At 32.7% G+C, this 25797-nt stretch carries 27 protein-coding genes; 10 read left to right on the top strand and 17 right to left on the bottom strand.

From position 1 onward, the window contains the following. The first annotated feature begins 60 nt into the window (after positions 1-60). The 3 genes from miaA (at position 61) to ACI9TV_RS00470 (ending at position 2802) form a co-directional block, all read left to right on the top strand. Positions 61-963, top strand: a complete 903-nt coding sequence (gene miaA / locus ACI9TV_RS00480) for a tRNA (adenosine(37)-N6)-dimethylallyltransferase MiaA (RefSeq protein WP_415248792.1) — start codon at positions 61-63, stop codon at positions 961-963. A gap of 67 nt (positions 964-1030) precedes the next feature. Continuing rightward, positions 1031-1291: a hypothetical protein gene (locus ACI9TV_RS00475; RefSeq protein WP_415248791.1), complete on the top strand. Its 261-nt coding sequence runs from the start codon at positions 1031-1033 to the stop codon at positions 1289-1291. Positions 1292-1389: 98 nt separating this feature from the next. Next, positions 1390-2802 (top strand): diguanylate cyclase, encoded by a 1413-nt coding sequence (locus ACI9TV_RS00470; protein WP_415248790.1) that lies wholly within the window; start codon positions 1390-1392, stop codon positions 2800-2802. Here the strand turns inward: ACI9TV_RS00470 and aguB are convergent. The 14 genes from aguB to ACI9TV_RS00400 all read right to left on the bottom strand — a co-directional run bounded on the left by aguB (position 2797) and on the right by ACI9TV_RS00400 (position 18317). Beyond that, on the bottom strand, positions 2797-3645 hold the full coding sequence (gene aguB, locus ACI9TV_RS00465; RefSeq protein ID WP_415248789.1) for an N-carbamoylputrescine amidase: 849 nt from the start codon (positions 3643-3645) through the stop codon (positions 2797-2799). The two genes, ACI9TV_RS00470 and aguB, sit on opposite strands and share 6 nt — an antisense overlap. Before the next feature lie 11 nt (positions 3646-3656). Continuing rightward, entirely contained in the window at positions 3657-3935 is a 279-nt protein-coding gene (locus ACI9TV_RS00460; RefSeq protein WP_415248788.1) for a peptidylprolyl isomerase, read from the bottom strand. A gap of 39 nt (positions 3936-3974) precedes the next feature. Next, positions 3975-5768, bottom strand: coding sequence for an ATP-dependent DNA helicase RecG (gene recG, locus ACI9TV_RS00455; protein ID WP_415248787.1), 1794 nt, complete (start codon positions 5766-5768; stop codon positions 3975-3977). Between the two features lie 307 nt (positions 5769-6075). After that, the gene (locus ACI9TV_RS00450; protein WP_415248786.1) at positions 6076-7710 is read right to left on the bottom strand and encodes a hypothetical protein; all 1635 of its coding nucleotides are present in this window, start codon (positions 7708-7710) and stop codon (positions 6076-6078) included. Between the two features lies 1 nt (position 7711). Next, positions 7712-9004, bottom strand: a complete 1293-nt coding sequence (locus tag ACI9TV_RS00445; RefSeq protein ID WP_415248785.1) for an Ig-like domain-containing protein — start codon at positions 9002-9004, stop codon at positions 7712-7714. A 183-nt stretch (positions 9005-9187) separates the two neighbouring features. Beyond that, positions 9188-10468 (bottom strand): M16 family metallopeptidase, encoded by a 1281-nt coding sequence (locus ACI9TV_RS00440; RefSeq protein WP_415248784.1) that lies wholly within the window; start codon positions 10466-10468, stop codon positions 9188-9190. Then, a complete protein-coding gene (locus tag ACI9TV_RS00435) occupies positions 10468-11517 on the bottom strand; it encodes a dehypoxanthine futalosine cyclase (protein ID WP_415248783.1) in 1050 nt (349 codons plus the stop codon). Before ACI9TV_RS00435 ends, ACI9TV_RS00440 begins: the two co-directional genes overlap by 1 nt. Then, on the bottom strand, positions 11502-11945 hold the full coding sequence (locus tag ACI9TV_RS00430) for a DUF302 domain-containing protein (protein WP_415248782.1): 444 nt from the start codon (positions 11943-11945) through the stop codon (positions 11502-11504). Before ACI9TV_RS00430 ends, ACI9TV_RS00435 begins: the two co-directional genes overlap by 16 nt. Continuing rightward, a complete protein-coding gene (locus ACI9TV_RS00425; RefSeq protein ID WP_415248781.1) occupies positions 11945-14350 on the bottom strand; it encodes a multiheme c-type cytochrome in 2406 nt (801 codons plus the stop codon). The genes ACI9TV_RS00430 and ACI9TV_RS00425 overlap by 1 nt, the downstream gene beginning before the upstream one ends. A gap of 3 nt (positions 14351-14353) precedes the next feature. Next, a complete protein-coding gene (gene nusB / locus ACI9TV_RS00420) occupies positions 14354-14758 on the bottom strand; it encodes a transcription antitermination factor NusB (RefSeq protein WP_415248780.1) in 405 nt (134 codons plus the stop codon). After that, positions 14758-15222, bottom strand: coding sequence for a 6,7-dimethyl-8-ribityllumazine synthase (ribH, locus tag ACI9TV_RS00415; protein WP_415248779.1), 465 nt, complete (start codon positions 15220-15222; stop codon positions 14758-14760). The genes nusB and ribH overlap by 1 nt, the downstream gene beginning before the upstream one ends. 132 nt (positions 15223-15354) lie before the next feature. Continuing rightward, entirely contained in the window at positions 15355-16146 is a 792-nt protein-coding gene (gene kdsA / locus ACI9TV_RS00410; RefSeq protein WP_415248778.1) for a 3-deoxy-8-phosphooctulonate synthase, read from the bottom strand. A gap of 51 nt (positions 16147-16197) precedes the next feature. After that, positions 16198-17085, bottom strand: a complete 888-nt coding sequence (locus tag ACI9TV_RS00405) for a DMT family transporter (protein ID WP_415248777.1) — start codon at positions 17083-17085, stop codon at positions 16198-16200. Positions 17086-17150: 65 nt separating this feature from the next. Beyond that, complete coding sequence (locus tag ACI9TV_RS00400) at positions 17151-18317, bottom strand: diguanylate cyclase domain-containing protein (RefSeq protein ID WP_415248776.1); 1167 nt, start codon at positions 18315-18317, stop codon at positions 17151-17153. A 144-nt stretch (positions 18318-18461) separates the two neighbouring features. On the opposite strand from ACI9TV_RS00400, the gene ACI9TV_RS00395 reads away from it, so the two are divergent. From ACI9TV_RS00395 to ACI9TV_RS00380, 4 genes are all read left to right on the top strand, one after another. Then, positions 18462-18803, top strand: a complete 342-nt coding sequence (locus tag ACI9TV_RS00395; RefSeq protein WP_415248775.1) for a cytochrome C — start codon at positions 18462-18464, stop codon at positions 18801-18803. 55 nt (positions 18804-18858) lie between these two features. Then, positions 18859-19614 carry a DnaJ domain-containing protein gene (locus ACI9TV_RS00390; RefSeq protein WP_415248774.1) on the top strand — a complete coding sequence of 252 codons (756 nt, stop codon included), beginning with the start codon at positions 18859-18861 and terminating at the stop codon, positions 19612-19614. Between the two features lies 1 nt (position 19615). Further along, entirely contained in the window at positions 19616-20011 is a 396-nt protein-coding gene (locus ACI9TV_RS00385; protein WP_415248773.1) for a hypothetical protein, read from the top strand. A gap of 105 nt (positions 20012-20116) precedes the next feature. Then, positions 20117-21040, top strand: coding sequence for a diguanylate cyclase (locus ACI9TV_RS00380; protein WP_415248772.1), 924 nt, complete (start codon positions 20117-20119; stop codon positions 21038-21040). A gap of 11 nt (positions 21041-21051) precedes the next feature. Here the strand turns inward: ACI9TV_RS00380 and ACI9TV_RS00375 are convergent, their stop codons facing one another. Further along, on the bottom strand, positions 21052-21492 hold the full coding sequence (locus ACI9TV_RS00375; RefSeq protein ID WP_415248771.1) for a phosphoribosyltransferase: 441 nt from the start codon (positions 21490-21492) through the stop codon (positions 21052-21054). Positions 21493-21583: 91 nt separating this feature from the next. On the opposite strand from ACI9TV_RS00375, the gene ACI9TV_RS00370 reads away from it, so the two are divergent. Further along, a complete protein-coding gene (locus ACI9TV_RS00370) occupies positions 21584-22186 on the top strand; it encodes an LPP20 family lipoprotein (protein ID WP_415248770.1) in 603 nt (200 codons plus the stop codon). Between the two features lie 106 nt (positions 22187-22292). After that, positions 22293-23798 carry a ribosome biogenesis GTPase Der gene (der, locus tag ACI9TV_RS00365; protein WP_415248769.1) on the top strand — a complete coding sequence of 502 codons (1506 nt, stop codon included), beginning with the start codon at positions 22293-22295 and terminating at the stop codon, positions 23796-23798. A 12-nt stretch (positions 23799-23810) separates the two neighbouring features. Here the strand turns inward: der and ACI9TV_RS00360 are convergent, their stop codons facing one another. Then, positions 23811-24332 (bottom strand): CopD family protein, encoded by a 522-nt coding sequence (locus ACI9TV_RS00360; RefSeq protein WP_415248768.1) that lies wholly within the window; start codon positions 24330-24332, stop codon positions 23811-23813. Between the two features lie 29 nt (positions 24333-24361). Further along, positions 24362-24691, bottom strand: a complete 330-nt coding sequence (hpf, locus tag ACI9TV_RS00355) for a ribosome hibernation-promoting factor, HPF/YfiA family (RefSeq protein ID WP_415248767.1) — start codon at positions 24689-24691, stop codon at positions 24362-24364. 131 nt (positions 24692-24822) lie between these two features. Between hpf and trpS the strand changes: the two genes are divergently transcribed. Beyond that, positions 24823-25791, top strand: coding sequence for a tryptophan--tRNA ligase (trpS, locus tag ACI9TV_RS00350; protein WP_415248766.1), 969 nt, complete (start codon positions 24823-24825; stop codon positions 25789-25791). Positions 25792-25797: the final 6 nt, after the last annotated feature.

Raw genomic sequence — 25797 nt, 5'->3', positions numbered from 1 at the left:
TCTAAAATATAATTTAGACTTATTTTATCTAAACTTGTTTTAAAATGATATAATTTGCTTATGAAAAAAGAGATTACTCAGTTAGCTATTATCGGTCCAACTGCCTCAGGAAAAAGTGACTTGGCAATAAATATTGCCTTAAAAATTGACGCATATATACTCTCTATTGATTCACTTAGTATCTATAGAGAGATAGATATTGTCTCCGCTAAACCTTCCAAAGAGGAACTATCACAAGTGAAACATTTTGGCATAAATGTTTTAAACCCTGATGAATATTTTAGTGTTGATATCTTTATAAATCTTTACAAAAACTTACTAGAGCAATGTAAAAAAGAATCTAAAAACTTAGTAATTGTTGGTGGTACTTCTTTTTATCTCAAGTCTTTACTTCAAGGTTTGTCCCAACTTCCTAAAATTACAAAGGAAATATCTCACAATGTTGCAAAAGAGCTTTCAAACTTAGCATCTTGTTATAATTTATTAAGTGACATAGACCCACAATACATGAAAAATATTGATAAAAAAGATAGCTACAGAATTGAAAAAGCTTTACTCATTTATAGAGCATCTCAGCTTTTACCTACTCAGTGGTTTGAACTTCACCCTCCTAAAGCAATCATAAAGGATTTAAATATTTTCAACATTGATGTCTCACGAGATACCCTCAGACAAAGAATTACTTCAAGAACTAATAAGATGATAGACCTTGGTCTGATAAATGAAGTGTGTTACTTAGAAAAAAAGTATGCAAGATTAGCACATTCGATGGGAAGCATAGGAATAGTTGAAGTACTAGAATACTTAGATGGAAAAGTCACAAAAGAAATAATGCTCGAGAATATATCTACACATACTGCACAACTTGCAAAAAGACAGCAAACATTTAATCGCACACAATTTAACAACATCACATCAGCTCCACTACATGAACTAGAGAAGATAATACTTCAAAAATTGTAACCCTATTGTAGTCACATTATGCAATAATGTAACTAGCAATCCATCTTAGGATTAAAAAGGATACAAAATGAATGTGAAAAATTTTGTTAAAACGGTCTCAACCTACTTCAAATCAGAGAAATGCTCTTCATCAAATGAAAAAAAATGCATGAAAAACCTTCTTAAAAAACTCAAAGAGAAACGACTTCAAATTTTAAAACAAATAAAAAAAGAAACGAATAAAAAAATATTAGTACAACTTCAAGAAGATCGTGAAATTATATCCATACAAATAAAAAAAGGTAAGAAAATTATTAATACACTCAAAGAGAAAAAAAACAGTAACTAGTTATAAGTACTCTTTTCGTTTAGTATTTGTTCTCAATAAAACTAGTAAAAATATTCTTTCACGCAATAATTTAATATAATCTATGCTAGTATTAAATTATGAAGAAAACTACATCTTTGGAAAATTTAAATACTTTTATTGAATTAATTCCTGACTTGGCATTTTTTAAAAATGTTGAAGGGATATATACTCACTGTAATGATTCATTTTCAGCCTATAAAAAATTAAATAGAGCTGATATTATCGGTAAAACAGCCTTTGATCTTTATTCACATAAAGATGCCACTGAATATGTGAAAATAGATAAGAATGTTTTAGCAAATAGTAAACCTCTTAACACTATCCATAACTTTAAAAGAGAAGATGGTTTCTTTGATTATTTTAAAGTAAAGCAACAAGTTATTTATGACGATAAAAAAAATCAATTAGGAATCTTTTACATAGCAAAAAATATTACCTTACAAAAACAATATGAATTTATCTACGAAGATACTCAAGAAATACTAGAATATATTACAAAGAATGACAACTTAAGCAATATGCTAGAAAAGATTGTAAATACAGCTGAAAGTCGAATTAATAATTCTATATGCACGATTTTAATACTTAATGAAACTAAACAAAACCTTCTCTTAGGATCAGCTCCAAGTCTTCCTGATTATTATAATGAAGCTATTCATGGCATTGCCATTGGAGAACAAGTTGGTTCTTGTGGAAGCTCTACCTTTAAAAAAGAAAGGGTAATCATTGAAAATATTGATGAACATGAAAACTGGCAGTCTTACTTACCATTAACAACTAAGGCTAATTTACACGCTTGTTGGTCTGAACCTATATTTTCATCTGAGAATGAGATACTAGGTAGTTTTGCTATTTATAACCAGAAACCAAAAAAACCAAGCGAATTTGAATTAAAGCTAATTAGTTCTTACGCTCATTTAGCTTCTGTTGCAATAGAGAAAGAACAAAATCATAAAAAATTACTATCAAGAACACAAGAGATAGAAAGACAAAATATACTTTTAGCATCTTTAGCTACAAAAGATTACCTAACAGGTTTATATAACCGTTCTAAGCTAGATGAAGTTCTAGATAAACAGATGAAACATTCAAAACGATATAGTAACACTTTTGGAATTATCCTTCTTGATATTGATTATTTTAAAGCAGTAAATGACAAATATGGACATCAAACGGGGGACGCTGTACTATGTGAGTTTTCAGATTTATTAACAGCTTGTTCTCGAGAAACTGATATAGTTGGAAGATGGGGTGGCGAAGAATTTCTTATTATTGTAGATAATATCAATAAAGAAAATATTATGAAATTAGCTGAAAAATTAAGATTAGCAGTAGATGAGCATGAATTTGCTTTTGTAAAGCATAAAACAGCAAGTTTTGGTATTACACTCTACTCAAATGACGATAAAATGAATGAGTTGGTTTCAAGGGCTGATAAAGCTCTATACAAGGCAAAACATAGCGGTAGAAACTTGGTTAAATATTTATAACTGACAAATATCAGTATAAGTTTCTTTTCTTCTATCTCTAAGTAAACCCCAATACTCTCTCTTCTTTGCATTATCTTTTAAATCAAACTCAGCGTAGATAATCTCTTGCTTTTCACGTGATGCTTCTGCTATTTTTTTTCCTGCATAGTCTGTTATGAACGATGAACCATAAAATGTAAGAGAACAGCTTTTTCCTACTTCTTTACCAATTCTATTTGCTACAACAACAGGTACTGTATTTGTAGCAGCATGGCCCATTTGAACTCTTTGCCAATGATCTTTTGAATCAAGACCAATTTCAGGTTCACTTCCTATAGCTGTTGGGTAAAAAATAATCTCTGCACCTTTGAGAGCTAAGGTACGAGCACTCTCACAAAACCATTGATCCCAACAGATTCCTGCACCTATTTTTGCATACTTTGTATCCCAAACTTTAAAACCAGTATCTCCAGGTGTGAAATAAAATTTTTCTTCATACCCTGGTCCATCAGGGATATGTGTTTTACGGTAATTATCCATTACTTCACCGTTTGCATCTATAACGACTAAAGAATTAAAATAATTTGCTTGTGCTTTTTCAAAATAACTTACTAATAAAACTACATCTAACTCTTTTGCAAGAAGAGAAAATTGCTGTATTAGGGAATTATTTTTGAGAGGTCTTGCAAGTGAAAAGTATTGTGGGTCCATATCTTTACAAAAATATGGAGTCTCAAAAAGTTCTGGTAAAAGTATAATCTGTGTATCGTTGTGAGCTGACTCTCGAACTAAATTAATAGCTCGAGAGACATTTGAGCTTCTATCTTCACTCATACTCATTTGAATTGCAGATACTTTTACCATTACTTTGTAGACTAACCTCTACCAGTTATGTCTATAAGGTGAAAACCAAATTGTGTCTCAATTGGGCCATAAAGAACTCCAACATCTCCACTAAAAATAGCCTTATCAAACTCAGGAACCATTTGTCCAGGTCCAAATTTACCTAGATCTCCACCATCAGCTTTTGATGGACAAGAAGAATTTGCTTTTGCTGCATCTCCAAAATCTAATCCTGCTTCTATCTCTGCTTTCACTTCATTACATTTTTCTTCTGTGTCTACTAATATATGTCTTGCTGTTGCCCATGCCATTTTAATGGTCTCCTTAATGTTTATCTATGAAATTTTACACTAAATTCCTAAATCTTGCTTTACTTGAGTAACTATTATTTCATCTTCAGCCAAATCAACCCATTTAAATTGACTACCACTCTGTGTTGAACCTTTGAGTAGGTCTCCACTTTTTCTAAATTTTAAATCTAAGTTTGCTATATCAAACCCACTTGTTGTTGTTACAAACTTATCCAATCTATCAGAAGAATTTTGATTTGTATAAAGATAACAATAACCCTTTAAACCTGTCCTGCTTACACGACCTCGTAACTGGTGAAGTGTTGAAAGACCTAATCGTTCCGCCCCAACAATTACAACCGTACTAAGTCTTGGGAGTGATATACCAACTTCTACAACAGTAGTTGCTATTAAAACACTTCCTTTTTCTCTAAAATCTAAAAGAACCTGTTCTTTGTCTTTATCTTTTCCATGTGTAACATATACATTCTCAAAGTTTTTTTCCCAGTACCCACGTGCTTCATCAATACTTTGATATTCAATCATTTCACTTTTTTCTACTAAAGGATATACTAAAAGAACTTGATTACCTTTATCTACTTCACAACGAATACGTTCTAATAAGTCAGCAAAATCACTTTTATGAATTACATTACTTGTTATATCTTTAGTAAATGGCGTAGATGTGATTAATGAAACATCAATATTTGCTGTTTCAATCATCGCTTGTGTTCTTGGAATTGGCGTTGCTGAAAACTGAAGAAAATGAGGCTTGACTTCACCATTACTAACTAACTTTTCAAGTAAATTTCTCTGCGCAGTACCAAAGCGATGTTGTTCATCTACCATCACTAAATCAGCTTTTGGTAATTCTCTATAGAGTAAGGCATGTGTGCCAATAATAAAATCATATTCACTTAAGTCCATTTTCTTACTTTTGTTCGTAACTAAGACACTCTTTAACATTGGTAGGTGAAGTTGTGCTTCTTCAAAGAGCTGTTTTGCAAGTATAGTTGTCGGAGCCATTAAAATCGAACGACTAGGAGTCATCATAAATGCAGATGCTAAAATGACCATCGTTTTTCCACTACCAACATCACCTACAATCATTCTTTTTGAAGCGACATCTTTTGCAAAATCTACTTTAATATCTTCAATGGTTTGTATCTGCTCTGGAGTTAATGTAAAGGGAAGAGTTTTCGCCCACATATCGTAAGTGCATTCTTTAGACATACTTGCTTTAAAATATCGTCTTTTTCCAGCTAGGAGTTTCATATAGACATATAACTCAATGTACTTCAGTGCACGTACAGATTCTTCACTCAAATCTTTATTCTCTAAGAGTGAATCATTAGGATTATGAAGCTTTAATACTTCTTCTATAGCATCACTTTCTAAGCCCTCAGATACCAAATTCTCATACGTTAAATACTTTGAGATAAACCTTCCCATTACATCATTACGAAGAGCAGATTTATACTTTGGTGTGATTGCCCCAACAGTAGTTATTTTTCTTGGCATTGACATACTACAAGACCCAGTTTTACACTCAATCATCCCATAATAATAATCTCTTTCTCCAACTTTAAATTGGTGCATCGCATATGATTTTGGACGAAATATAACGCCATTCATGCTATGTCCAAAATTATGAGCGAAGAAAGTTATTTGAATAGAATTTTGAGCTCGAAAAACAGATTCTATCGTTGCATCAATGAGTTGATTTTTATGTGTTTGAAGTGTATCATGAAGACGAAAATCTTCATAAGAATGAGGAATAATTAAAGAAAGTTCAGCCCAAGAGCTGATACCTAATTTAGAAAATTTTGTTTGTATGTCTTTTGTGAGTTTCATAGCTTAATTATACTCATAAATCTATACTAAGTAAATAACTTTGCAAAATGACATATTTTTATTATCCATCATTTGTAATTGCACTCATTCATTCTTTTAAAATATCTTCATATTTTTCATTATTGATTTAACATGTTCTAGCTGTATGAGCAAAAATATAGCTTGATAACAAGAGAAAGTAGAGATTCCATTCACAAGGATGTAATTCGGAACGTAATTTAAATTAGTACCATTCACAACTGGGTGTAATTTCTTTACCATGTGCCTTACCAAGTAAAACTTGCTAAGGCACTAAACATTTACTTTCTTATAAACTCAATTTTAAATTAGGTAACAGTAAACTTGATTGTAGATACAAAGACAGTTTGTCTAAAAATAAATCTTGGTTAAAATTAAATCCACTTCTTAAACCAATATCTATTTGACCAAGAAATACATATCCAATATTATCTGCTTCATTTCCCAATGCTTCATCATACCCTACGCCATCAAAATGTGCACACTGGTAAGGGGTTACTGAATCAAACCATGTTTCATAACTTTTTTTATATACGCCGGAATCATTTACTGACTCAATCACTGATATAACTTGACTTGAATCAAATATAAATTCATACTTCAGCATTTTTAAATATTCTTCATTTAAATTTAAGATTGGATCAGGAACACTTACTGGGTATTCGGCATACATTGAACAGTTTTCAAACCCTTGAGTGTATAACTGATATATATTTGAATCTAAATTATTGAGGCTAATTGAATCAACAAAGCTAAACTTATTATTAATATTTTTATATATATTTATATCTGGATTATCTGAAATAATCCCATTCCCTGCTGTTAATGAAAAAATGATTTTATACAACTGTTGCATAGATATCATTTCCCCTGTTCCTTCCAAATAATAAAATTCGTTATCCTTTTTATTATTCCAAGTGTCAATATCAGCATCTAAAATCTTTGTACCACCACAACTAGCTTTTACATACTCTCCATTTACTGAATAAAGTTCTTTTGATGGAGCAAATGGGTATACATTTGCAATATTTCCTATGCTTGTATCAAATCTATGCTTTACCGTTATACGGTACTGTTTTGTATTCTTGTTTTGTTCACTTTCAGTTTCCCATTGGGAAGACTCAGAATCTAAATTTGTAAGAAGCTGTTTGGTTTTTGTTATTATCTTTGCCAATGGATCTGCTTGTGATAAATAAGCTGATATAAATTCATGACCACTATCTCCAGATGCATTTGGACTCATACTTCCTGGGATGAAGTTTACTATAGGGTCAACAGAAACTAAATCTGTTGATAAAGTCACATAGTCACCTTTAGTAGCCTTTACAACACTTGCGGGAGATGCAACTTGTAAGTTTGCAAAGTAATTTTGGTATTGGGTTGGAGCTATTATGTCATGAACACGATTAGCAAACAAGCCTCCTTGTGAATGTGAGATTAATAGTACTTTGTGGGAAAGTTTAAAACTTTCATTATAATATTTTTGCCACATCTCATTAACATTTCCTTGTTCCCAACCTCTGGTCAATGGTTCCATGAGTGCTTGTGAAGAAACAGCACTGATTGTCAAAATAGAACTTCCTCCTGTTAAAATTGCCATAACAGTAAAAAATTGATAATTATTCACTTGTCCTGCTGCTTTTAGTTGATAATATGTTTCTAAGACATCAAGCATAGTGCCTTGTCCCCAATTGTATTGGAGTTTAACTTCTCCATATTTCGCTTTTAGGTTTGGATTGTTTTTTATTATAAATGGATTAATAATTTCTTTATTCATTGCTTTAATGCTATCATCTGCACTTTCTGGACTATTCCAAACACCATTACCAAAATAAATGTCTGTTTTACACTCATTGATCGCTTGAGCATAAGCCACGTTCAAGAAAATATAAATTGTTGAAATTAATATAAATATTTTTTTCATATTATTCTCCTAAACTATCTATATTTATTTGACAGTTATCAATACTTTCACTACGTCCATTAAATATACTTCCGCTTAATGCAGCGTTATAAGAAAATTTTTGCTCTATTCTTTCTCTAGTATTATGAATTTTTTCTTTTATTTCAGAATCATTAAATACTTTATTTTCTTTTCTCCATTTACCAGCTTTTAAACTTTCTTGAATTGCTGCATTAAAATCTGTTTCATCAAGGTCTATAATTCTTTGATTAATATCTTTTTGTTTTTGATGGAACCAATAATATTGACAATCAATCGCATCGTTCGAATATCTTTTACTTTCAATAAATGGACTTTCAAGTATCTTCTGAGAAGCCCAAGCATATTGCATAGCTATAGCTGTTTTAGTTTTAGGAAATTCTAGGTCTTGTGCAAATCTTTTTATAACATATATCTCTACATCATCCCGAACGCCATTATCATTAGAGTCTATTCCAAGAAGAGTAGAGTTGTTTATAGTTGGGTCTGGTTCAGGTGGAAGTTTATAACCGTTTATCTCTTTGTATACAGTTATTTGTATTTGTGCTGATGTTTGATTATTCAACTTTGCTTGTAATGTTGTTGTTCCTTCACTTAAAGGTGTAATTATATTATTAGATACAGATATAACTGAGTTATTGCTCATTATCCATTCTACATCTTGAGTTACATCTTGAGTTGAGTTATCATCATAACTTGCAGTTACATTTATATCTGTTTGGTTGTTTTCATTTAGTTGTATATTTGATTTATTGAGTGTTAAACTTATAACTTGCACTTGAATGTCTTCTACATTAAATGAGTATTTGATTTCTTTCGTTTTAATACTACATGCATATCTATATAAAAAACATTTTTCTACATCATCATAAAAATATGAGCATATCTTTTGTGCATACTTTTGAAATCTAGTTTTATTTTCGTTAGAGAAGTCCTGTAGTTTTATTTTTTTTACTTTTACATTGTACCTAGCATTTAGTAATGCTTCATTAGGGGTAAAAATGAAAGTAGTAGCATTTTTAATAGTTGTAGTACCATCAATCATGACGTTTTTAGTATTTTCTATTTCCCTTTTTAAAACTATAGTATTCTTTTTTATAGATTTTTCATCTATATTTAAATCAAACTCTATTTCTATGCTTGTGTCATTTGCTACAAATTGAGTTAAATTGTCTGGAGATACAGAAACTAAATGTTCTTGGCTAAAACCACTTTGAGCGTATGCACTCATTGAAACACTAAACATTATAAATAACTTTATAATAAGTTTAAACATTGAAATCCTTTTTTTGTGATAAAAAAATTATATCATGTTTTTTTATATTGAAACTTAATCCTATATAATATAAATAAATAGATTATGTATATTAGGGCATATTTGATGTTGATTTAATTAGGAGGAGGATAGATTAAAGGTTTAGAAAGTAATAATCCAAACCTTGTTGACTAAAGAAAATAACTATTTTGTAACTATTGCAAAACTTAGGTCTAAAATCTCTTTATGTTTCGTGATAAACTTATTCAAATCTTTGAGAGTTAAGGATTCTATCTTTTGTAATTCAATTTGTGAATGACCAAGCTCTTGACCTTTATAATACTCCATAAAAGTACGGTTAAGTCTTTGATTCATTGTCTCAACTCTTAGTGGCTCACTTCCAAGTAAAAACTTCTTGGTCTGGTCTAACTCTTCTTGTGTCACACCTTTTTTTACAAACTTAGCGATCACTTCTTTTACAGTCGCTTTAGCTTCTTCCATTGACTCTAATTTTGTTTGTAAATACCCTGTCATATATGAACTTGATTTTGTAACACTGACTCTTGCATATGCAGAATACGCAAGTCCACGTTTTACACGTATCTCTTCCATAAGTCGGCTTCCAAAACCACCAGTACCTAAGATGTATGTAGCAACTCTTGCTTTATAGTATTCTTCATCGTCTGCTTTCATATTGTACGGTGAACCAAAGTAAACATACGCTTGTTCAGTTTCTTTTAGGAGAACGCTATCTTTTGCATTTTCTACAACTTCATAATTAACAACTTCTTCACTTCTACCCTTGTAAAGCGTAGAAATTATTTGTGCTGCCTTTTCTTTTACAGCTTCAATATCTACATCTCCACCCAAAATAACAATCAACTTAGAGCTAATTAAATTCTTTTGAATAAAACTTTTTATATCTTTGAGTTCAATACTCTCAATACTTTCAACTGTTCCAGAAGAGGGATTAGCTAAAGGTGTGCCCTTAAAAAGGATAGACTTCAATTCATTCGAAGCTATATAATCAAAGTCATTCTCTTTTCTACTTAAAGCACCTATAGTTGTAGTTTTTACTTTACTTAATGCATCTTCGGTGAAGTTAGGATCTGCTAAGAGTGATGCAAAGTAACCTAAGGCTACATCAAAATTCTCAGTTAACGAACCTACTTCCAATACAAAAGTCTCTGCACCTGTTGATGCAGATATATGAATAGCCTGAGATTCCAATTGCTCTGCGAAAGCATATGAACCAAGTTTTTTTGTACCTTCATTCATTACTCTAGCAGACATCTTTGCAAGACCTGCTTTGTCTGTATCTGTAATACTTCCAGCATTTGTGAAAGTAAATTGCATAGTAGCAAGTGGAAGTCTTTTATCTTCTTCATAAATTAGAGGTATTTTTAAACCGTTTGTCTCAATGTATTGTATTGTCGCTGCCATAATTATCTGTCCTAAAAGTAGTAGTGTTAAAAAGTATCTCATTACAGAAACTTTAATGTTTCGTATGCAGTGTTTCGTACTGCTGGTATTTCGCCAATATCTTGAATAAGATGAACCATTTCTTCTTTTGCCATGGAGTATGCTGCTCCTGCTGAGCTTACAACATTTTCTTCCATCATAGTTGAACCTAAATCATTCGCTCCAAAACGTAAAGCCATTTGACCAATATATGGACCTTGTGTAACCCAAGAACTTTGTATATTTGGTACATTATCAAGATAAAGTCTCGCAACTGCAAGAAGTCTTAGATAACGATTTGAAGATGGTTTTTCCATATCTGGAATCAAAGCTAAAAGTTCAGTATTTTTTCCTTGAAAACTCCACATGATGAAAGCTCTAAATCCGCCAGTCTCGTCTTGAAGATTACGGACCATTTCAAAATGATCTACGATATCCTCATCGGATTCAACTGTTCCGTACATCATTGTAGCAGTACTCATAATATCTAGCTTATGCGCTTGACGATGAACGTTAACCCAAATTTCTGCATCAATTTTTTTAGGTGCAATAATATCGCGTACTTTATCTGAGAGTATTTCAGCTCCAGCACCAGGAATGGAAGCAAGACCCTTAGCTTTAAGTCGAGATAGAACTTCTTGGATTGTAATACGAGAAACTTTAGCGATAAAGTCTAACTCAATAGAAGAGAAACCATGAATAGTAATACTTGGATATTTCGTGTGTATATGTTCCACTAAATCCTCGTACCATGCTATCTTTAGTTTAGGATGAACTCCACCTTGAAAAAGGATTTGTGTTCCACCAATTTCTAAGAGTTCATCTATCTTTGCATCTATCTCATCAAATGTAAGTACATAAGCATCCGCATCTTTTTCATGTCTATAAAAAGCACAAAATTTACAATCTACCCAACAGATATTTGTATAGTTAATATTTCTATCGATTACAAATGTAGTGATACCTTTAGGGTGAAGTTCTTTTTTTCTAGCACTTGCCATTTTTCCAAGTGTATTTAAGTCAGCATTTTTAATTAAATCAAGTGCTTCTTCTTTTGTTAGTCTTTTATGCATGTTCCAGCTTTTGTTGTGATTTTATCCATTGCCATATTCATTTTTTTAATTTTTTGAGGAGCATTTAGAATATGTCTATTCTCTAACCATGAGCCATCTCTATAAGCCATTTTTACCTTAGAGTCAGTATCCATATATACTAAAATTCTAATCGGTAAATCAAGCCCTACTTTCATATCTTGCTGCATTAAAGCAGTTCCAAGTTTTGGGTTACCAAAAATTACCATCTTTGATTCATTTAACTTCATATCTACAGACTTTGCATTTCCATGATGATTAATGATTGCAAAAACACTTAAACCCTTTGCTCTTACAATATTTTTTATATTGTCTACTGTTGTGTCAACATTACATGAACTTTCTTTTACAATGATATCATTCGCGATTAAGCTCATCGATAACGACAATAGCACTATAAGTTTTTTCATTACTTCCAACCTTCATTTCGTGGATTTGTTCGTTTTTTCTTAAAGAATTGTAAATAGATACCATATGCAACTAAAATACTAACTAAAATACCTATGATAACTTGGAACCATGCAGCTATATTAAGCGATTTGTTAACAATATTTTTATGCATTTTATTATCTATATTTACCTCTGTCATATCAGCTATATGCGTCAGTGCAGATACTCCAAGATTCCCTTTTGGTATATCTTGATGGCATGAAAAACAAACACCACTACGATCGAGTTTATCACGTTGTGCTTTACTAAGTGGACCTGAGAGTGTCCAATGATGTCCAACAGTTTGCAGTTGTGTTCCATTTTCATCCAAAAATTTAGAATAATCATATTTTAGATTTGCAATAGCTGGCATTTGTTCATCTACAATAGTAGGAAGGATCTTTCCGTCTACTGTCATAATGTCTGTAATTGTAGTTAAAGATGGATCCATCGTACTTTTACTTCCACCTATTCCCATTCCCATTGCCTTAGGCATAGTATGACACGACTCACAAGAACGTCCCTCTTTTGAGATAGTGTGAGGTTGAATAGGTGCCATATCTATAGCATTTTGTCCTTCTTCACCAGCACCTTCTACATTTTTGACTTTGTAGATATGATTTTTAAGTAATGCTTTTCCATCTTTACCTATCACTGTAATCGTTGTTTGGCATCCTGGTACTGTTGGCGAAATTCTTCCTTCACCATTTTGTGCGAGTGGTGGATCTTCAAAGCGCATAAAACTTCTTGTCTCTGTAACTGCACCATCTACAAGATACTTTCTCATATCTTTCATCCCACCAGTTTTACCATGGATATCATGGTCATGTGAAGCTTTTAAATAGTCTGGATTTTGTTTACCTTTTGAGTAATCAATCTTAACATGGCAACCATAACATTGAGGTGCCCATGCAGCATGGCACGCATAACATTCCATCTCCTCTGTATGAGAAGAGATGCTATCCATTGCAAGAAGACCTTTAGGAGAAAGCTTGTCTGTCTCTTTAAGTTTCTTCAGTGGTGTAAGCTTTATGTCTTTTCCACTTGCAAGATGCATAATAATATCCGTGCCATCTTTGACAGCATGTGTTAAAGGATTTCCACGAGCAGTTATAAGGTAACCGTCTCGAGGTTCATTGTAGCTACCTTTTTTAAGATACTCAGCCATAGTTTTTGTTACACCTCGAGCAACGCCCGTTGCCTGCGTTGTGTTAAACTCATCTGAAAACCCAAGTGGTAATTCCCAAGGATACATTTTTGTAGTTCCATGACAATCTTGACACTCTACTTCAACAGCTGCAGCATTTGCTCCACCTAAGAAACCATCACCGTGCATATCATTGGATGTATGGCAATCTTGGCATAACATCCCTTTTTGAAAATGGACATCTGATTGCATGTGCATATAGCGTTTTGTATGTAATTTTGGTTGTCCACTTCCTTCATCATCATATGGTGAATTATATGCTTTTTCCATTAAACCTTGGTAAGATACACCAATACGCTTTCCACGATTATGACACGTAGAACAAGTCTCAACTGGGATTCCAGAGTATTCAACATCGTGTACTTTTACTTTTGCATCTCGAGATGATTGGATAGCATGTACGAGAAGGTGACCTTTTTCTTTTTTGTTAATAGACTTATCGCCACCTTCATAGTAACCTTCATTTGAGTAAGGAATATGACAAGATGCACAGCCAATTCCTCTAAAATCACCTCTCTTTTGACGACCTTTTGAACCTGTATGACAACGTAAACACTCTTGGCGAAGATAAGTATAAACTGCTAAAGATGGGTCTTTTTCAACCTCTTCAGCTGTTGGAGCACGAGGAAGTTCTTTCATTTCACTAGGAAATGCTTGAGGTTCCATCAAGGCCAACTTACTCATGTATGCTTTATATTTATCAGTACCAAGACGTTTATGCGGATCATCAGGATTTTTTGTTTTGTAATTTCCTATATCATGGTTGTAGCCATTTTTTCCACCAAAACTCCAAAGTGCACCTTGAATTTTTCCCTGTTCTGTCATCATCAAAGAATTCATCTGAGCACTTACTTGCTCTTGGTGACACATTCCACAGGTATTTTGATTTATCCATGTAGATCCAGGAGCGGGATAAAACTCTTTAGGACCTTCATTTTCTTTAAAATACTTTACTGTTCCCTTATGGGCATATTGCTTACTTTTTTGCGTAGGAGTACCGCCATGACAAACGATACAGTCATTACCTTCATGTCCAGCATTTTTTGCAACTTCTAAAATAGCCTGCATCATGCCAGAACTTCCATGACGAATATGTTCTAGACCTTCATGACATTTTATACACTGGTTAGCCCCAAAGAGGTATGTGCTAAGAAGTAAGAAAAGTAACGCAGTTTTCATTAATTACTCAGGTTTATCTTTAGAAATAGCATCTAAAACACCATTTATAAATTTAGGGGACTGTTCTGTTCCAAAAGCTTTTGTAATTTCAACTGCTTCATTAATAACAACAGCAGAGTCAAGTTCACCGAAAATAATTTCATACGAAGCAAGTCTAAGTGTAGCTCTTTCAATAGTACCAAGTCTTTCAAAGTCCCATTCTTTTAAGTGTTTAATAATTGCTGCGTCACAAGTTTCAATATTTTCCATTACACCTTCATACAGTGCTAAGGCAAAGTCTTTTTGCTTATTACGAATCTTTTTTTCTTCTAAGATTTCTGCTGTATGTTCTGCAATATTTCCATTTCCTAAATCATATGCGTAGAGCAGTGAAACTACTGCCATTCTTGCGTGATGTCTAGTTGCCACTACAGAGTCTCATAAAGATCAAGTAATTCGATGATAACTGTCATTGATTCAAAACCTTTGTTTCCAGCTTTTGTACCAGCTCTCTCGATTGCTTGCTCGATTGTGTCAGTAGTAAGTAAACCAAATGAAACAGGTTTTCTATGTGCTAATGACACAGAAGCGATACCCTTAGTAGCTTCAGCAGATACATAGTCAAAATGTGGTGTAGCACCACGAATAACAGCACCTAAAGCACATATAGCGTCATATTTTCCACTTGCTAAAAGTTGATCAATTACCATTGGTAATTCATATGCACCGGGAACTAAAACATGAGTTAAATCTTCTTGATTTCCACCATGACGAGAAAATGCATCTTGAGCACCTTCAACTAATCTATCTACAATAAAATGATTCCATCTTGTACTCACAATCGCAATTTTCTTGCCATTTACTACTTTTAACTTACCTTCAACTAAATTCATATTTATATTCCTTAATTTTATTTCATAAAATGAAGGGAACCCTTCATCTATTATCACAGTACTGGAAGTAATTCCGCTACTTACGCTAAAACCGCTTGGGTCACTAAAGCTTCTCTTTTTACAAAAGAGAGATTATATTGCTTGTATTTTTTTAATTTTTGCTATTAAAGCTTCTTGTGTTTCAAGTGTTACCATATTTGGTCCATCACTAAGTGCACACGCTGGGTCAAAATGTGTTTCCATGAAGAAACCATCAACACCAACTGCTGCTGCGCCAGATGCTAAGTAAGGAACCATAGAACTATCTCCACCGGTTTTTCCATTCTCAGCTGTTGGCATTTGTACAGAGTGCGTTGCATCAAAAATAACTGGTGCAAATTTTCGCATAGTTACAAGATTTCTCATGTCAACAACCATATTTCCATATCCAAAAGAGTTTCCTCTCTCACATAAAAACACACCATGTTTAAGTGAGTTTTCATACGTAGCTTCGTTACATCCACGAGTTTGCAGTACTTTTAAAACTGGGTACTCCATCGCAGAGCCACTAAGAAACTGACCTTTTTTAATATTAACAATTTTATCTGTTTGCGCACACGCCACTAACAGATCTGTTTGTCTACATAAAAAAGCTGGAATTTGCAGCATATCCGCAACTTCTGCAACTTGCTTTACCTGCGTAGATTCATGCACATCTGTAACAATTTTGTATCCAAAGTCATCTTTAACTTTTTGCAAAATTCTCAAACCTTCATCAATTCCAAGACCACGGAAGCTCTCCAGTGATGTACGGTTTGCTTTGTCAAAACTAGCTTTAAAATAGAAATCAATCTCAGAATCGTTTTGATACTGCTCTAAAGATTTAGCTATTTTAAAAATATTTTCTTCACTCTCAATAACGCATGGTCCTGTCAATAATGTCATTCTTTACCCCTTGAAAAATAGAAAATGATTATATCATAAAGCAATTAACCTCTACTTAGACCTTGCAACCATGATACCAGCTAAAATAATTAAAACAATTCCTATACTTGTAATTGCATCTGGAAAAGTATCCCCCAAAAGCATTCCTACAGCGATAGAAAAGACGATATTTGAATAACTTACAGCCCCTACAATTCCAGCCTTTGTTTCACCATATGCTTTAGTCATAAGTAGTTGAGAAATCGTTGCAAAAACTCCCATCCCAATCACGTAAAACCAAACTATTCCTTGTGGCATAATGAATGTGCCAAGCATAAAATCAAGTTCTGGCATATCTAAATACGGCGAGACCATAAACAAAATAACAGGCCCGATTGTTCCAATTCCCATAAAAGAAAGTACTATAGCGCGAGTATCATAATAATTTTTTAGCTCACGAATAGATGTATATGCTAAAGCTGCACCAACACCAGAAAATATTCCAAGCACATCATACTTTGAGAGTCCAATACTACTAGGTTGTGTAATAAACAAAATTCCTATAAAGCCAACTCCTATCGCTGCCCATGCTTTTAAAGATAATTTTTCTGACAAAAACATCCAAGCAAATATAGCTGTAAATATAGGTGAAGTTTTTGAAAATGTCATAGCATCCCCAAGTGGAATGTGTGCAATGTTATAAAAAAAGGCGAGTAATGCTGTAAAGCCCATAAAACCACGAAAAAAGAGTAAGAATGGCTTTCCTCCTTTGTTTTGTAATGGTTTTTTAAGAACTGCAATTCCTACTAAAATCACACCTGCAATATTTCTAAAAAACACAACTTCAAGTGAAGGCATATATGCACTTGCTATCTTTGCAAAGGCGCCCATTATTGCAAATGTAAAAGATGCAATTAACATGTACTTTACACCTGCATTTAATTCTTTAATTCTTTTCATCACGACTCGGCATTTAGTTCCTCCCTGCATTAAGCTTTAGCTTTTAAACACCAATTGTAGCTATTTCATTCTTGTCCATAACGTTTATACGAATTTTTTCCATTATATTTTACATCATACATAGCTTGATCTGCATTATTTATTAGACTGTCAATATCATGAGCATCATCAGGATATAGGGAGATACCTATACTCACTCCAATTGGTGAAGGAGCTACTATAGATTCATAATCTTTATTTATTTCATCAATTATACGTATTGCAATTGTATCTATATACTCCATACTAGTAAGGTTTCCTAAAACTACCGTAAACTCATCTCCACCTAATCTAGCTACAGTATCTCCTTCTCTAAGTAAAAACTTCAAACGATTTGAAATCTCTACCAATACTTTATCACCAGCAGCATGGCCATAATTATCATTTATACTTTTAAAACCATCTAAATCTAAGAAGAACAATGCTACAAAAAAATTTTCTCTCTTCGCGTGTGCAATCATTTTTATTAAATTTTCTCTAAAGTTATATCTATTTGATATTTGAGTTAAAGTATCATATTTTGCTAAAGTATTTAATTTTATATTTACTTCTTCCAATTCTTGCGTAGTTATTTTTAATGCTTCATGCTCTTTTTGCAAAAGGGCATGAGCATTTTTTTCTTTTGTACCTATAAAATGTTCTAGTAAAAGATATATACCAGATAAACCTGCTGTAATATTTAGAAAATAGAACATCTCTACAGCAGCTATCGGCATGCACGATACATGATCTTGTGCAAAATAAGAATCTAGTAAAACTGAGATAGCAATTAAAAATAAAAAAGCATAAAACCAATAAAAAGAACGATTTTCTCTCTCATATGTTAAAGAAGCTATCGGAGCATAAAAGGCCCATATAAAAACAAAACTTCCTAACGCGAATCCACCAAGTGACCACATAAGCATAAATGGCAATAAAAGAACAAGCATCATTTGTGGTCTTTGTAAAAGCATAATATTTTTTGTTTTATGAAAATGCCAGAGATTAAATACTGAGATTATACTATACGATAAAGGTATGGCACCGGATATTGGATGGTCTAAATATATATATAATAATCCCCATATAAATGCAGCTGGTCCAATGATCAATGGGACCAGAACAAGTGAAGATTTCTTAAGGCTTAGCTCTTTGCTATCAGAAGGTTGAGAACCCAGAGAAAGGAAAAAAACTAAAATTCTTTTAATCATCATGCATACACCTAATCGTATATAATAAGTCATTATATACCATTACAGTTAATAAAATATTAACCTTCCATCAACTAGCTTTCATAACATTACTATTCACTTCTTTGGTGTATAATCTCTATAAAAAGTAGGAGATGAACAGACACATTGAAACATTTTTATTTAAGTTTATTATTAATTTCTTCTTTAAATGCAAAAGATATGGGTGCATTACTTTTTAATGGAAACTGTATCACTTGTCACCATGAAAGTACAGCTATTTCAGCTCCCTCAATTAGTGAAATTAAAGAAAATTATTTAAGAGCATTTCCAGATAAAAATAATTTTGTGTATGCTATGTCTACATGGGTAAAAAAACCAAGTAAAAAAACTTCCATTATGCTTGATGCTGTAAAAACGTATGAGCTTATGCCTGAACTAGGTTATGATTGCAGTACTTTAGAAATAATCTCTGCATATCTATACGATACAAAATTTCCATCTAATTAAAATATTTATTCATCAAAACGAGCTATAATTCGTCTACATTTATCAAAGGTTTTTTATGGGAAATATAATTTTATTCGCAATTTTAGGTGCAGTTTTTTACTATATATTTAAAAGTTACTCTTCTTATAGCACACAATATACTAAAGAATCTTTCAAAAATATGACTGTTACAAAAGAGTCAATTGGAAATAGCGAACTTGGTATGTTTGTAGCACTCGTTGCTAAAGTTGCAAAAGCAGATGGAAAAGTTGATGCACTTGAAGCCCAACTTGTTGGAATCATGTTTGATGATATTGCGGCTGTATTTCCAGAACCAGAGAAGACTAAAAGTATCTTAAAAGAGATTTTCGAAGAACAAAAAGATATACCAGATAACCTTGAAGCAGTCGCTCAAGATTTAGCACATACTATACGAAAAGATAGAAGTAAACAACAACAATTTATGGGATTCTTAATTCAACTGGCGTTTGCAGATGGTGAAGTAAGTGATAGTGAAGACGAAGTTTTACAAACGATTGCAGCAGCTTTTGACTTTGATCCAAATGCTTACCATACTATTTTTGATCAGTTTGAAAAAATGATGCGAAATGTACAACCAAAGGCTAACATTGCTGATGCTTATAAACTTTTAGGTGTGAGTGATAATGATGATATCTCCACTATTAAAAAAGCATACAGAAAACTTGTACGTCAATACCATCCTGATATTATTAAATCACAAGGCAAGAGTGAAGCCTATATGCAAGAAGCAACTGAAAAAACGCAAGAGATTAATCAAGCCTATGAGATGATTAAAGAAGCGAAAAAATAGTATGAGAACATTTGCTTTAATCTTTATATTTGCTATGAATATTGAAGCTTTTAATCTTGATTTTATTAAACCAAATACTCTCACTACAAACATCCAAAAAAAATCTTCTCAAACATCCAAAATAAAATTCGTCCCAATAAGCCATAAATATGAAACACCTATCATTAAACAACCATATGCTGAAGATAACGTATTCTCAGATATTAAACTTGGAGAGGATGCTCAGTATGATCCTTACGCTGAATCTAAAAAAGTCGCAAATGACATTGAAAATAAAAAAAATAGAATTTCAAGTATAGATGCAGAGAATAATATCGAGCATATTATTTATAGGTCTTCGAAAAAATCACTTTCAAAAAAGAAATTCATTTACCTACTCACATTATTTCACCAATAGCTCTCATAAACTTAAAACATATACTAAAATTAAAAGATTTAGGTTAACTATCAGGATAAACATATATAATAACACTAACGATAAATAACTTGATGAGAAATAATTATGAATGCAGATTTTAATTACAGAGTATTACTAATATCAGACACAAAAGAAATTATTTCTGGTTGCAAAGAAATATCTGAGACTGTTGATTTAAAGCTCTCACAAGAATCTACTTTCATGGATGCTTTAGAGCACTTAATGGATTATAAGGCTAACATCATTGTACTTGACTTATCTATAGGTCAGCCCAATGCTCTAGAGTTTCTAGATCATATCTCTAGCGATTATGAAAATAAATTCGCACCAATCATTATGCTTTCAGATATCAAAGAAATTGAAAACTTATCAAGCGAATTTTTAAATTTTAATATTATTTCTACAATGTGTAAACAAAACTGGCAACACCAAGCCTCAAGATTATTAAACTATCTAAGTATTACACAATTAAATCTACATGTAATGCAAGACTCTCTTATACAAAGTGAAGGCAGAGGTACTATGGACCAACTAACTGGTGCTTATAACCGTTATGGCTGTGAAGATGTATTTCACAGCCTAACATCAAGAGTAAAGGCCTATAGTGAACCTTTTTCTATTATAATGGTTGATATAGACCATTTTAAATCAGTAAATGACACCTATGGACATGATATTGGAGATGATGTTTTAGTAAGTTTTTCAGATATTATTATGGGATCTATCAGACGAGATGATTCACTTATACGTTTAGGTGGAGAAGAGTTTATCATATTTCTCTCAAACGCGACTTCTAAAATAGCTATTAATCGTGCTGAAAGAATACGCATTAAAGTCGAAGATGCTTCACACAGTGCTAAGAATTTAAAAATTACTGCTAGTTTTGGTGTCGTTGAATATGAGGGAGAGGAGATGGATACAATGATAAAAAAATCTGATGAACTTTTATATATAGCTAAAAATTCTGGCCGAAATATGGTTGTATCCAAGCAATCTAATGGCGAATAAATTTTAACTTTCTATTTAAAATCACTCTCCCAAAAAAAGTCTATCCACTCATTGGCTTCATTTATCCAAAAATCAGGTGCAATCACTGATGTTTTTTTGTAAAATAATGTGCACGATTTCATCTCCACATTAGGATATGATTTTTTTAAACTAGTCATTACAAACTCTAAGGTTTCACCACTATCTGCGATATCATCTACAACTAAAATTCTTTGTTTATTTTCTAGCTCACATCTACCAAAGAGTGTTATTCTTTCTCTCTTTTGTATACCATCATATAATTCTGTACGTATACTTTGTACATCTCTAATATCTAAGCCTTCTGCCATTGTATGTGCTAAAGTAAGACCACCTCTCGCAATAGCTACTACAACTTGAGGATTAAAATCTTTTACATTTTTTATAAGAATGTTTGTGTCATCTTTAAAGTTTTCATAGGAATAATATTTCATATCAGAATTATAACTAAGTAATTGCTACTACACAATTGAGTCACTATTTTATGGTAAAATCATCCCAATACATAAGAAAAAGGTAAATAAAATGATTAAAACTTTATTATCAATCACAGTAACTGCTTTTGCAGTTTTATCATTCACAGGATGTAGTGAAGAGCCACCTAAACCACCGACTGAGGCAGAGGTAATAGCAGCTTCAGTAAATGAATTTGGTTGTAAACAAGAAGGTGTTTCAGCTCCTAAGTGGACATGTATCCCAATAGTGGCTGATTACTATGCTGGTGTTGGAATCGCTCCTAAAAGTGCTGCGGGAATGGGTCATATGAGAAGAGTAGCACTTGCAAATGGAAGAAGTGATTTAGCACAACAAATCCAATCTCAAGTGAAAGATAAAGTTGAAACATACACTGGTACAACTGGAAATGGAGAGCATGAAACTGTAGATATGGTAACAACTGCTGTTTCAAAACAACTTGCAAAAGTTGACCTACAAGGTTCTAAAGGAATTGATACTTGGGATGCACCATCGGGTACACTTTATATGTTAGTGACTGTTCCAGCTTCTGGCGTAAACCAAGAAGTTAAAAATGCAGTAAGAACAAGCTTTAAATCAGATAATGCACTTTGGCAACAATTTAAATCTAAACAAGCTTTAGATTCTCTAGACGCTGAATTTCCAACAGAATAACTTTCACTTTACCGCTCTCAAACTTCCTCTTTTGAGGGATGTTCTTCACTTACTTTAATTTTAGCTATAATTCCAATAATATTTAATTATCTTCACAAGGTCACTCATGAAAAAAATTGCCATTATCGGTCGTCCAAATGTTGGAAAATCTTCACTCTTTAATCGTCTTGTTAAAAAAAGAGATGCTATTACTTCTGAACAAGCAGGAACTACAAGAGATGTAAAAAGACGTACAGCTGTCATAATCAACAAAGAGGTACAACTACTAGATACTGGTGGACTGGATAAAGGGTGTGAGCTTTTTGACAAAATTAAAGAGATGTCCCTAAAAGCTGCATACAAAGCAGACATCATTCTTTATATGGTTGATGGTAAAGGCTTACCTGAAGAAGAAGATAAAAAACTTTTTTATGAACTTCAAGCTATGGGTAAAGATATGGCTCTTGTTGTAAACAAAATTGACAACGATAAAATGAAAGAAAAACTTTGGGAATATTATGAGTTCGGAACAGACGCCATTTTTGGTATCTCTGTTGCACATAACCGAAATACTGTCGAATTAATTGACTGGATAGCTTCAAAAGTTCCAGATTCAGACATCATCAAAGAAGAAGATCATGATGAAGAGACTGAAGAAGATGATGGAATAAACATTATTAAACCAGAACTTAGCGATGAAGACTTCTTTGAAAATCAAGCCGAGCATGATGAAGAAGATGATGGTTTCACATATTGGGATGATGACGAGATGGATGGCGTTATTGAAGATGATACCATTTTTGGTCAAAACGATAAAATGAAAGAATTTAACGAAGAAGATATCAATCATATAAAAATTGCAATCATTGGTCGTACTAATGTTGGGAAATCTTCACTTCTTAATGCCCTACTCGGTGAAGAGCGTTGTGTTGTAAGTTCAGTTGCTGGAACAACAATAGACCCTATTGATGAGACAGTTGACTATAAAGATAAGCAACTTACATTTGTAGATACTGCGGGTCTTCGTCGTCGTGGTAAAATTCTAGGGATTGAAAAGTACGCTCTTATGCGTACACGTGAGATGCTAGAAAACTCAAATATGGCTTTGGTTGTACTTGATGCATCTGAGCCTTTTTTAGACCTTGATGAAAAAATTGCCGGACTTGTAGACAGTAACCGTCTTGGGTGTATCATCGTTTTAAACAAGTGGGATATTTCTAAACGTGAAGAGCATGATAAGATAATAGAAGACATCCGTGATAGATTTAAATTTCTTGCGTATGCACCTATTATTACTCTATCTGCATTGACTCATCAAAGAGTTGATAAGCTTCATGACTTAATTTTAGAAATTAATGAGAATTACTCACAAAGAATTTCTACATCTAGACTAAACGAAGCAATGGAAAAAGCGATGAGAAGACACCAACTTCCATCTATGCGTGGACAAGTTATTCGTATCTATTACGCGACACAGTATGAAACACGACCACCAAAAATTGCGATTGTTATGAATAAACCTAAAGGTCTACACTTTACTTATAGAAGATACTTAACAAACAAACTTCGTGAGGCATTTAATTTTACTGGAACACCTGTACTATTTAAAGCGAAAAAGAAAGGAGAGAAATAAGTTTATTTCTCTCTATTGTGTAATATCTTTTGGTATTTGCTTTATTACTCTATAAATTATAAAAGCACCAATCGCCAAAGTTATAAAAGTAAATACAAAAGAAAATGTTTTAGTTATCACATAACCTACAATTAATAAAGATAATACAGTTGGTACTTCATTATAAGCTCTAAAGAAATTTCCACTTTTAGAATAATTTTCACGTTCTAGTTGCACTCTATAATACTCTAAAGAAAATGAATATGCCATTAGTACAATAACTACTACAATTTTAGCATACATCCATATATCGCCCTGTAGTAACTCTGGTCTAAGAAATAGCATCCAAGCCCCACTAAATACCGTTGCCCACATTGCAGGAAGCCCTATATATTTATACATTTTATATTCTTGAATTTTCACAACGTTTACAAAATCAGGTTTATGTTTATGCTCTGTGTGATATACATATAACCTTGGTTGATAAAAAAGCATTGCCATCCATGACATGAATGCCATAATATGAAAAACAACAATCCATAAATAATAATCCATAATATCCATTTAGAAGTCTTTTATAAGAACTATGCGTCTAAAGTTTCTAAGTCTTTTACAGAAGTAGCTTGTTTTTCAATCACTTTAGTGTGTAAACGTCGAAGTGCTTTTGAAGCTCTTTCTATACCTAAATCTATCGCAGCATCTAAATTATCATCGCTTTGATTAATTACAACTGGTTGTGCATGAGCAATATGAATATCAAACTCGATGGAAACACCTTTTTTCTCAGCATTTAAACTAACATTTACAGTGGTAATATCTAACTGATATTTAGTAAAAGCATCAATTGCTGCTTCGATATGCACTTTTGTTTGTGCGTTAAGGTTTAAATCTTTTGCTCTAATCTGTACGTTCATAATAAATCCTTTATATCAAGAAGCTCGTGTTCTCTTCTCTTTATATATAGATGATAACGAAAATTAGTTTACATTTGGATATAATTTCAAAAAAAATTAATATCTATATAATGAGCACTTGAGGAAAAATAATGAAACGACTTTTAACTGGAATTCAACCATCCGGAGACTTGCATATTGGGAACTATTTTGGTTCTATTAAACAAATGGTTGAAGCACAAGCAAGTAATGAGACTTTTGCTTTTGTTGCGAACTACCATGCTATGAGTAGCGGAAATGGTGGCGAAAAATTAGCTAAGCTTACTATGCAAACTGCAACAGATTTTTTAGCACTAGGAATAGATCCTGAAAAATCTACTTTTTGGATTCAATCAGATGTAAAAGAAGTTCTAGAACTTTACTGGGTTCTCTCTGGGTTTACACCTATGGGCTTACTTGAACGTGCTCATAGCTACAAAGACAAAACAGCCAAGGGGATTGCAGCAAACCATTCACTTTTTTCCTACCCTGTTTTAATGGCTGCGGACATTTTACTCTATTCACCAGATATTGTACCTGTTGGAAAAGACCAAATTCAACATGTTGAAATCGCGCGTGATATCGCTGTTAAGTTTAACAATGAGTACGGAGATGTGCTTAAGATTCCAGAATTTAAGATACAAGAAGAAGTAGCAACAGTTCCAGGAACAGATGGACAAAAAATGTCCAAGAGTTATGGAAATACTGTTAATATTTTTGGTGAAGAGAAAAAACAACTTAAAACTATTAAAAAAATTGTAACTGAGAACGTCGCGATGGAAGAGCCAAAAGAGTTTCTTAACTGTAATGTTTATAATATGGCAAAACTATTTTTAAATGAAAATGATTTACTTAGCCTACAAAATAGATATGCATCTGGTGGTGAAGGGCATGGCCATTTTAAACTTTACCTTGGGGAAGTTATGTGGGATTATTTTAGTGAATACAGAACTAAAAGAGAACACTACCTCAATAATCAAGGGGAAGTAAGAGAAATTCTTAACTTTGGAGCGCAAAAAGCTTCTGCAATCTCTGCTGAGATGATTGAAAAAATAAGAACAGCAACAGGAATAAGATACTAAAAGTAT

Source organism: Sulfurimonas sp., assembly GCF_047622445.1.
GTDB lineage: Bacteria > Campylobacterota > Campylobacteria > Campylobacterales > Sulfurimonadaceae > Sulfurimonas.
The sequence above is the reverse complement of the archived record's forward strand: the minus strand, read 5'-3'. Positions and strand labels throughout refer to the sequence as shown.

Bases quoted from the DNA above. Each gene is read 5' to 3' on its own strand.
- miaA (WP_415248792.1), top strand. From the start codon at position 61: ATGAAAAAAGAGATTACTCAGTTAGCTATTATCGGTCCAACTGCCTCA.
- ACI9TV_RS00475 (WP_415248791.1), top strand. From the start codon at position 1,031: ATGAATGTGAAAAATTTTGTTAAAACGGTCTCAACCTACTTCAAATCA.
- ACI9TV_RS00470 (WP_415248790.1), top strand. From the start codon at position 1,390: ATGAAGAAAACTACATCTTTGGAAAATTTAAATACTTTTATTGAATTA.
- aguB (WP_415248789.1), bottom strand. From the start codon at position 3,645: ATGGTAAAAGTATCTGCAATTCAAATGAGTATGAGTGAAGATAGAAGC.
- ACI9TV_RS00460 (WP_415248788.1), bottom strand. From the start codon at position 3,935: ATGGCATGGGCAACAGCAAGACATATATTAGTAGACACAGAAGAAAAA.
- recG (WP_415248787.1), bottom strand. From the start codon at position 5,768: ATGAAACTCACAAAAGACATACAAACAAAATTTTCTAAATTAGGTATC.
- ACI9TV_RS00450 (WP_415248786.1), bottom strand. From the start codon at position 7,710: ATGAAAAAAATATTTATATTAATTTCAACAATTTATATTTTCTTGAAC.
- ACI9TV_RS00445 (WP_415248785.1), bottom strand. From the start codon at position 9,004: ATGTTTAAACTTATTATAAAGTTATTTATAATGTTTAGTGTTTCAATG.
- ACI9TV_RS00440 (WP_415248784.1), bottom strand. From the start codon at position 10,468: ATGAGATACTTTTTAACACTACTACTTTTAGGACAGATAATTATGGCA.
- ACI9TV_RS00435 (WP_415248783.1), bottom strand. From the start codon at position 11,517: ATGCATAAAAGACTAACAAAAGAAGAAGCACTTGATTTAATTAAAAAT.
- ACI9TV_RS00430 (WP_415248782.1), bottom strand. From the start codon at position 11,945: ATGAAAAAACTTATAGTGCTATTGTCGTTATCGATGAGCTTAATCGCG.
- ACI9TV_RS00425 (WP_415248781.1), bottom strand. From the start codon at position 14,350: ATGAAAACTGCGTTACTTTTCTTACTTCTTAGCACATACCTCTTTGGG.
- ribH (WP_415248779.1), bottom strand. From the start codon at position 15,222: ATGAATTTAGTTGAAGGTAAGTTAAAAGTAGTAAATGGCAAGAAAATT.
- kdsA (WP_415248778.1), bottom strand. From the start codon at position 16,146: ATGACATTATTGACAGGACCATGCGTTATTGAGAGTGAAGAAAATATT.
- ACI9TV_RS00405 (WP_415248777.1), bottom strand. From the start codon at position 17,085: ATGAAAAGAATTAAAGAATTAAATGCAGGTGTAAAGTACATGTTAATT.
- ACI9TV_RS00400 (WP_415248776.1), bottom strand. From the start codon at position 18,317: ATGATGATTAAAAGAATTTTAGTTTTTTTCCTTTCTCTGGGTTCTCAA.
- ACI9TV_RS00390 (WP_415248774.1), top strand. From the start codon at position 18,859: ATGGGAAATATAATTTTATTCGCAATTTTAGGTGCAGTTTTTTACTAT.
- ACI9TV_RS00385 (WP_415248773.1), top strand. From the start codon at position 19,616: ATGAGAACATTTGCTTTAATCTTTATATTTGCTATGAATATTGAAGCT.
- ACI9TV_RS00380 (WP_415248772.1), top strand. From the start codon at position 20,117: ATGAATGCAGATTTTAATTACAGAGTATTACTAATATCAGACACAAAA.
- ACI9TV_RS00375 (WP_415248771.1), bottom strand. From the start codon at position 21,492: ATGAAATATTATTCCTATGAAAACTTTAAAGATGACACAAACATTCTT.
- ACI9TV_RS00370 (WP_415248770.1), top strand. From the start codon at position 21,584: ATGATTAAAACTTTATTATCAATCACAGTAACTGCTTTTGCAGTTTTA.
- der (WP_415248769.1), top strand. From the start codon at position 22,293: ATGAAAAAAATTGCCATTATCGGTCGTCCAAATGTTGGAAAATCTTCA.
- ACI9TV_RS00360 (WP_415248768.1), bottom strand. From the start codon at position 24,332: ATGGATTATTATTTATGGATTGTTGTTTTTCATATTATGGCATTCATG.
- hpf (WP_415248767.1), bottom strand. From the start codon at position 24,691: ATGAACGTACAGATTAGAGCAAAAGATTTAAACCTTAACGCACAAACA.
- trpS (WP_415248766.1), top strand. From the start codon at position 24,823: ATGAAACGACTTTTAACTGGAATTCAACCATCCGGAGACTTGCATATT.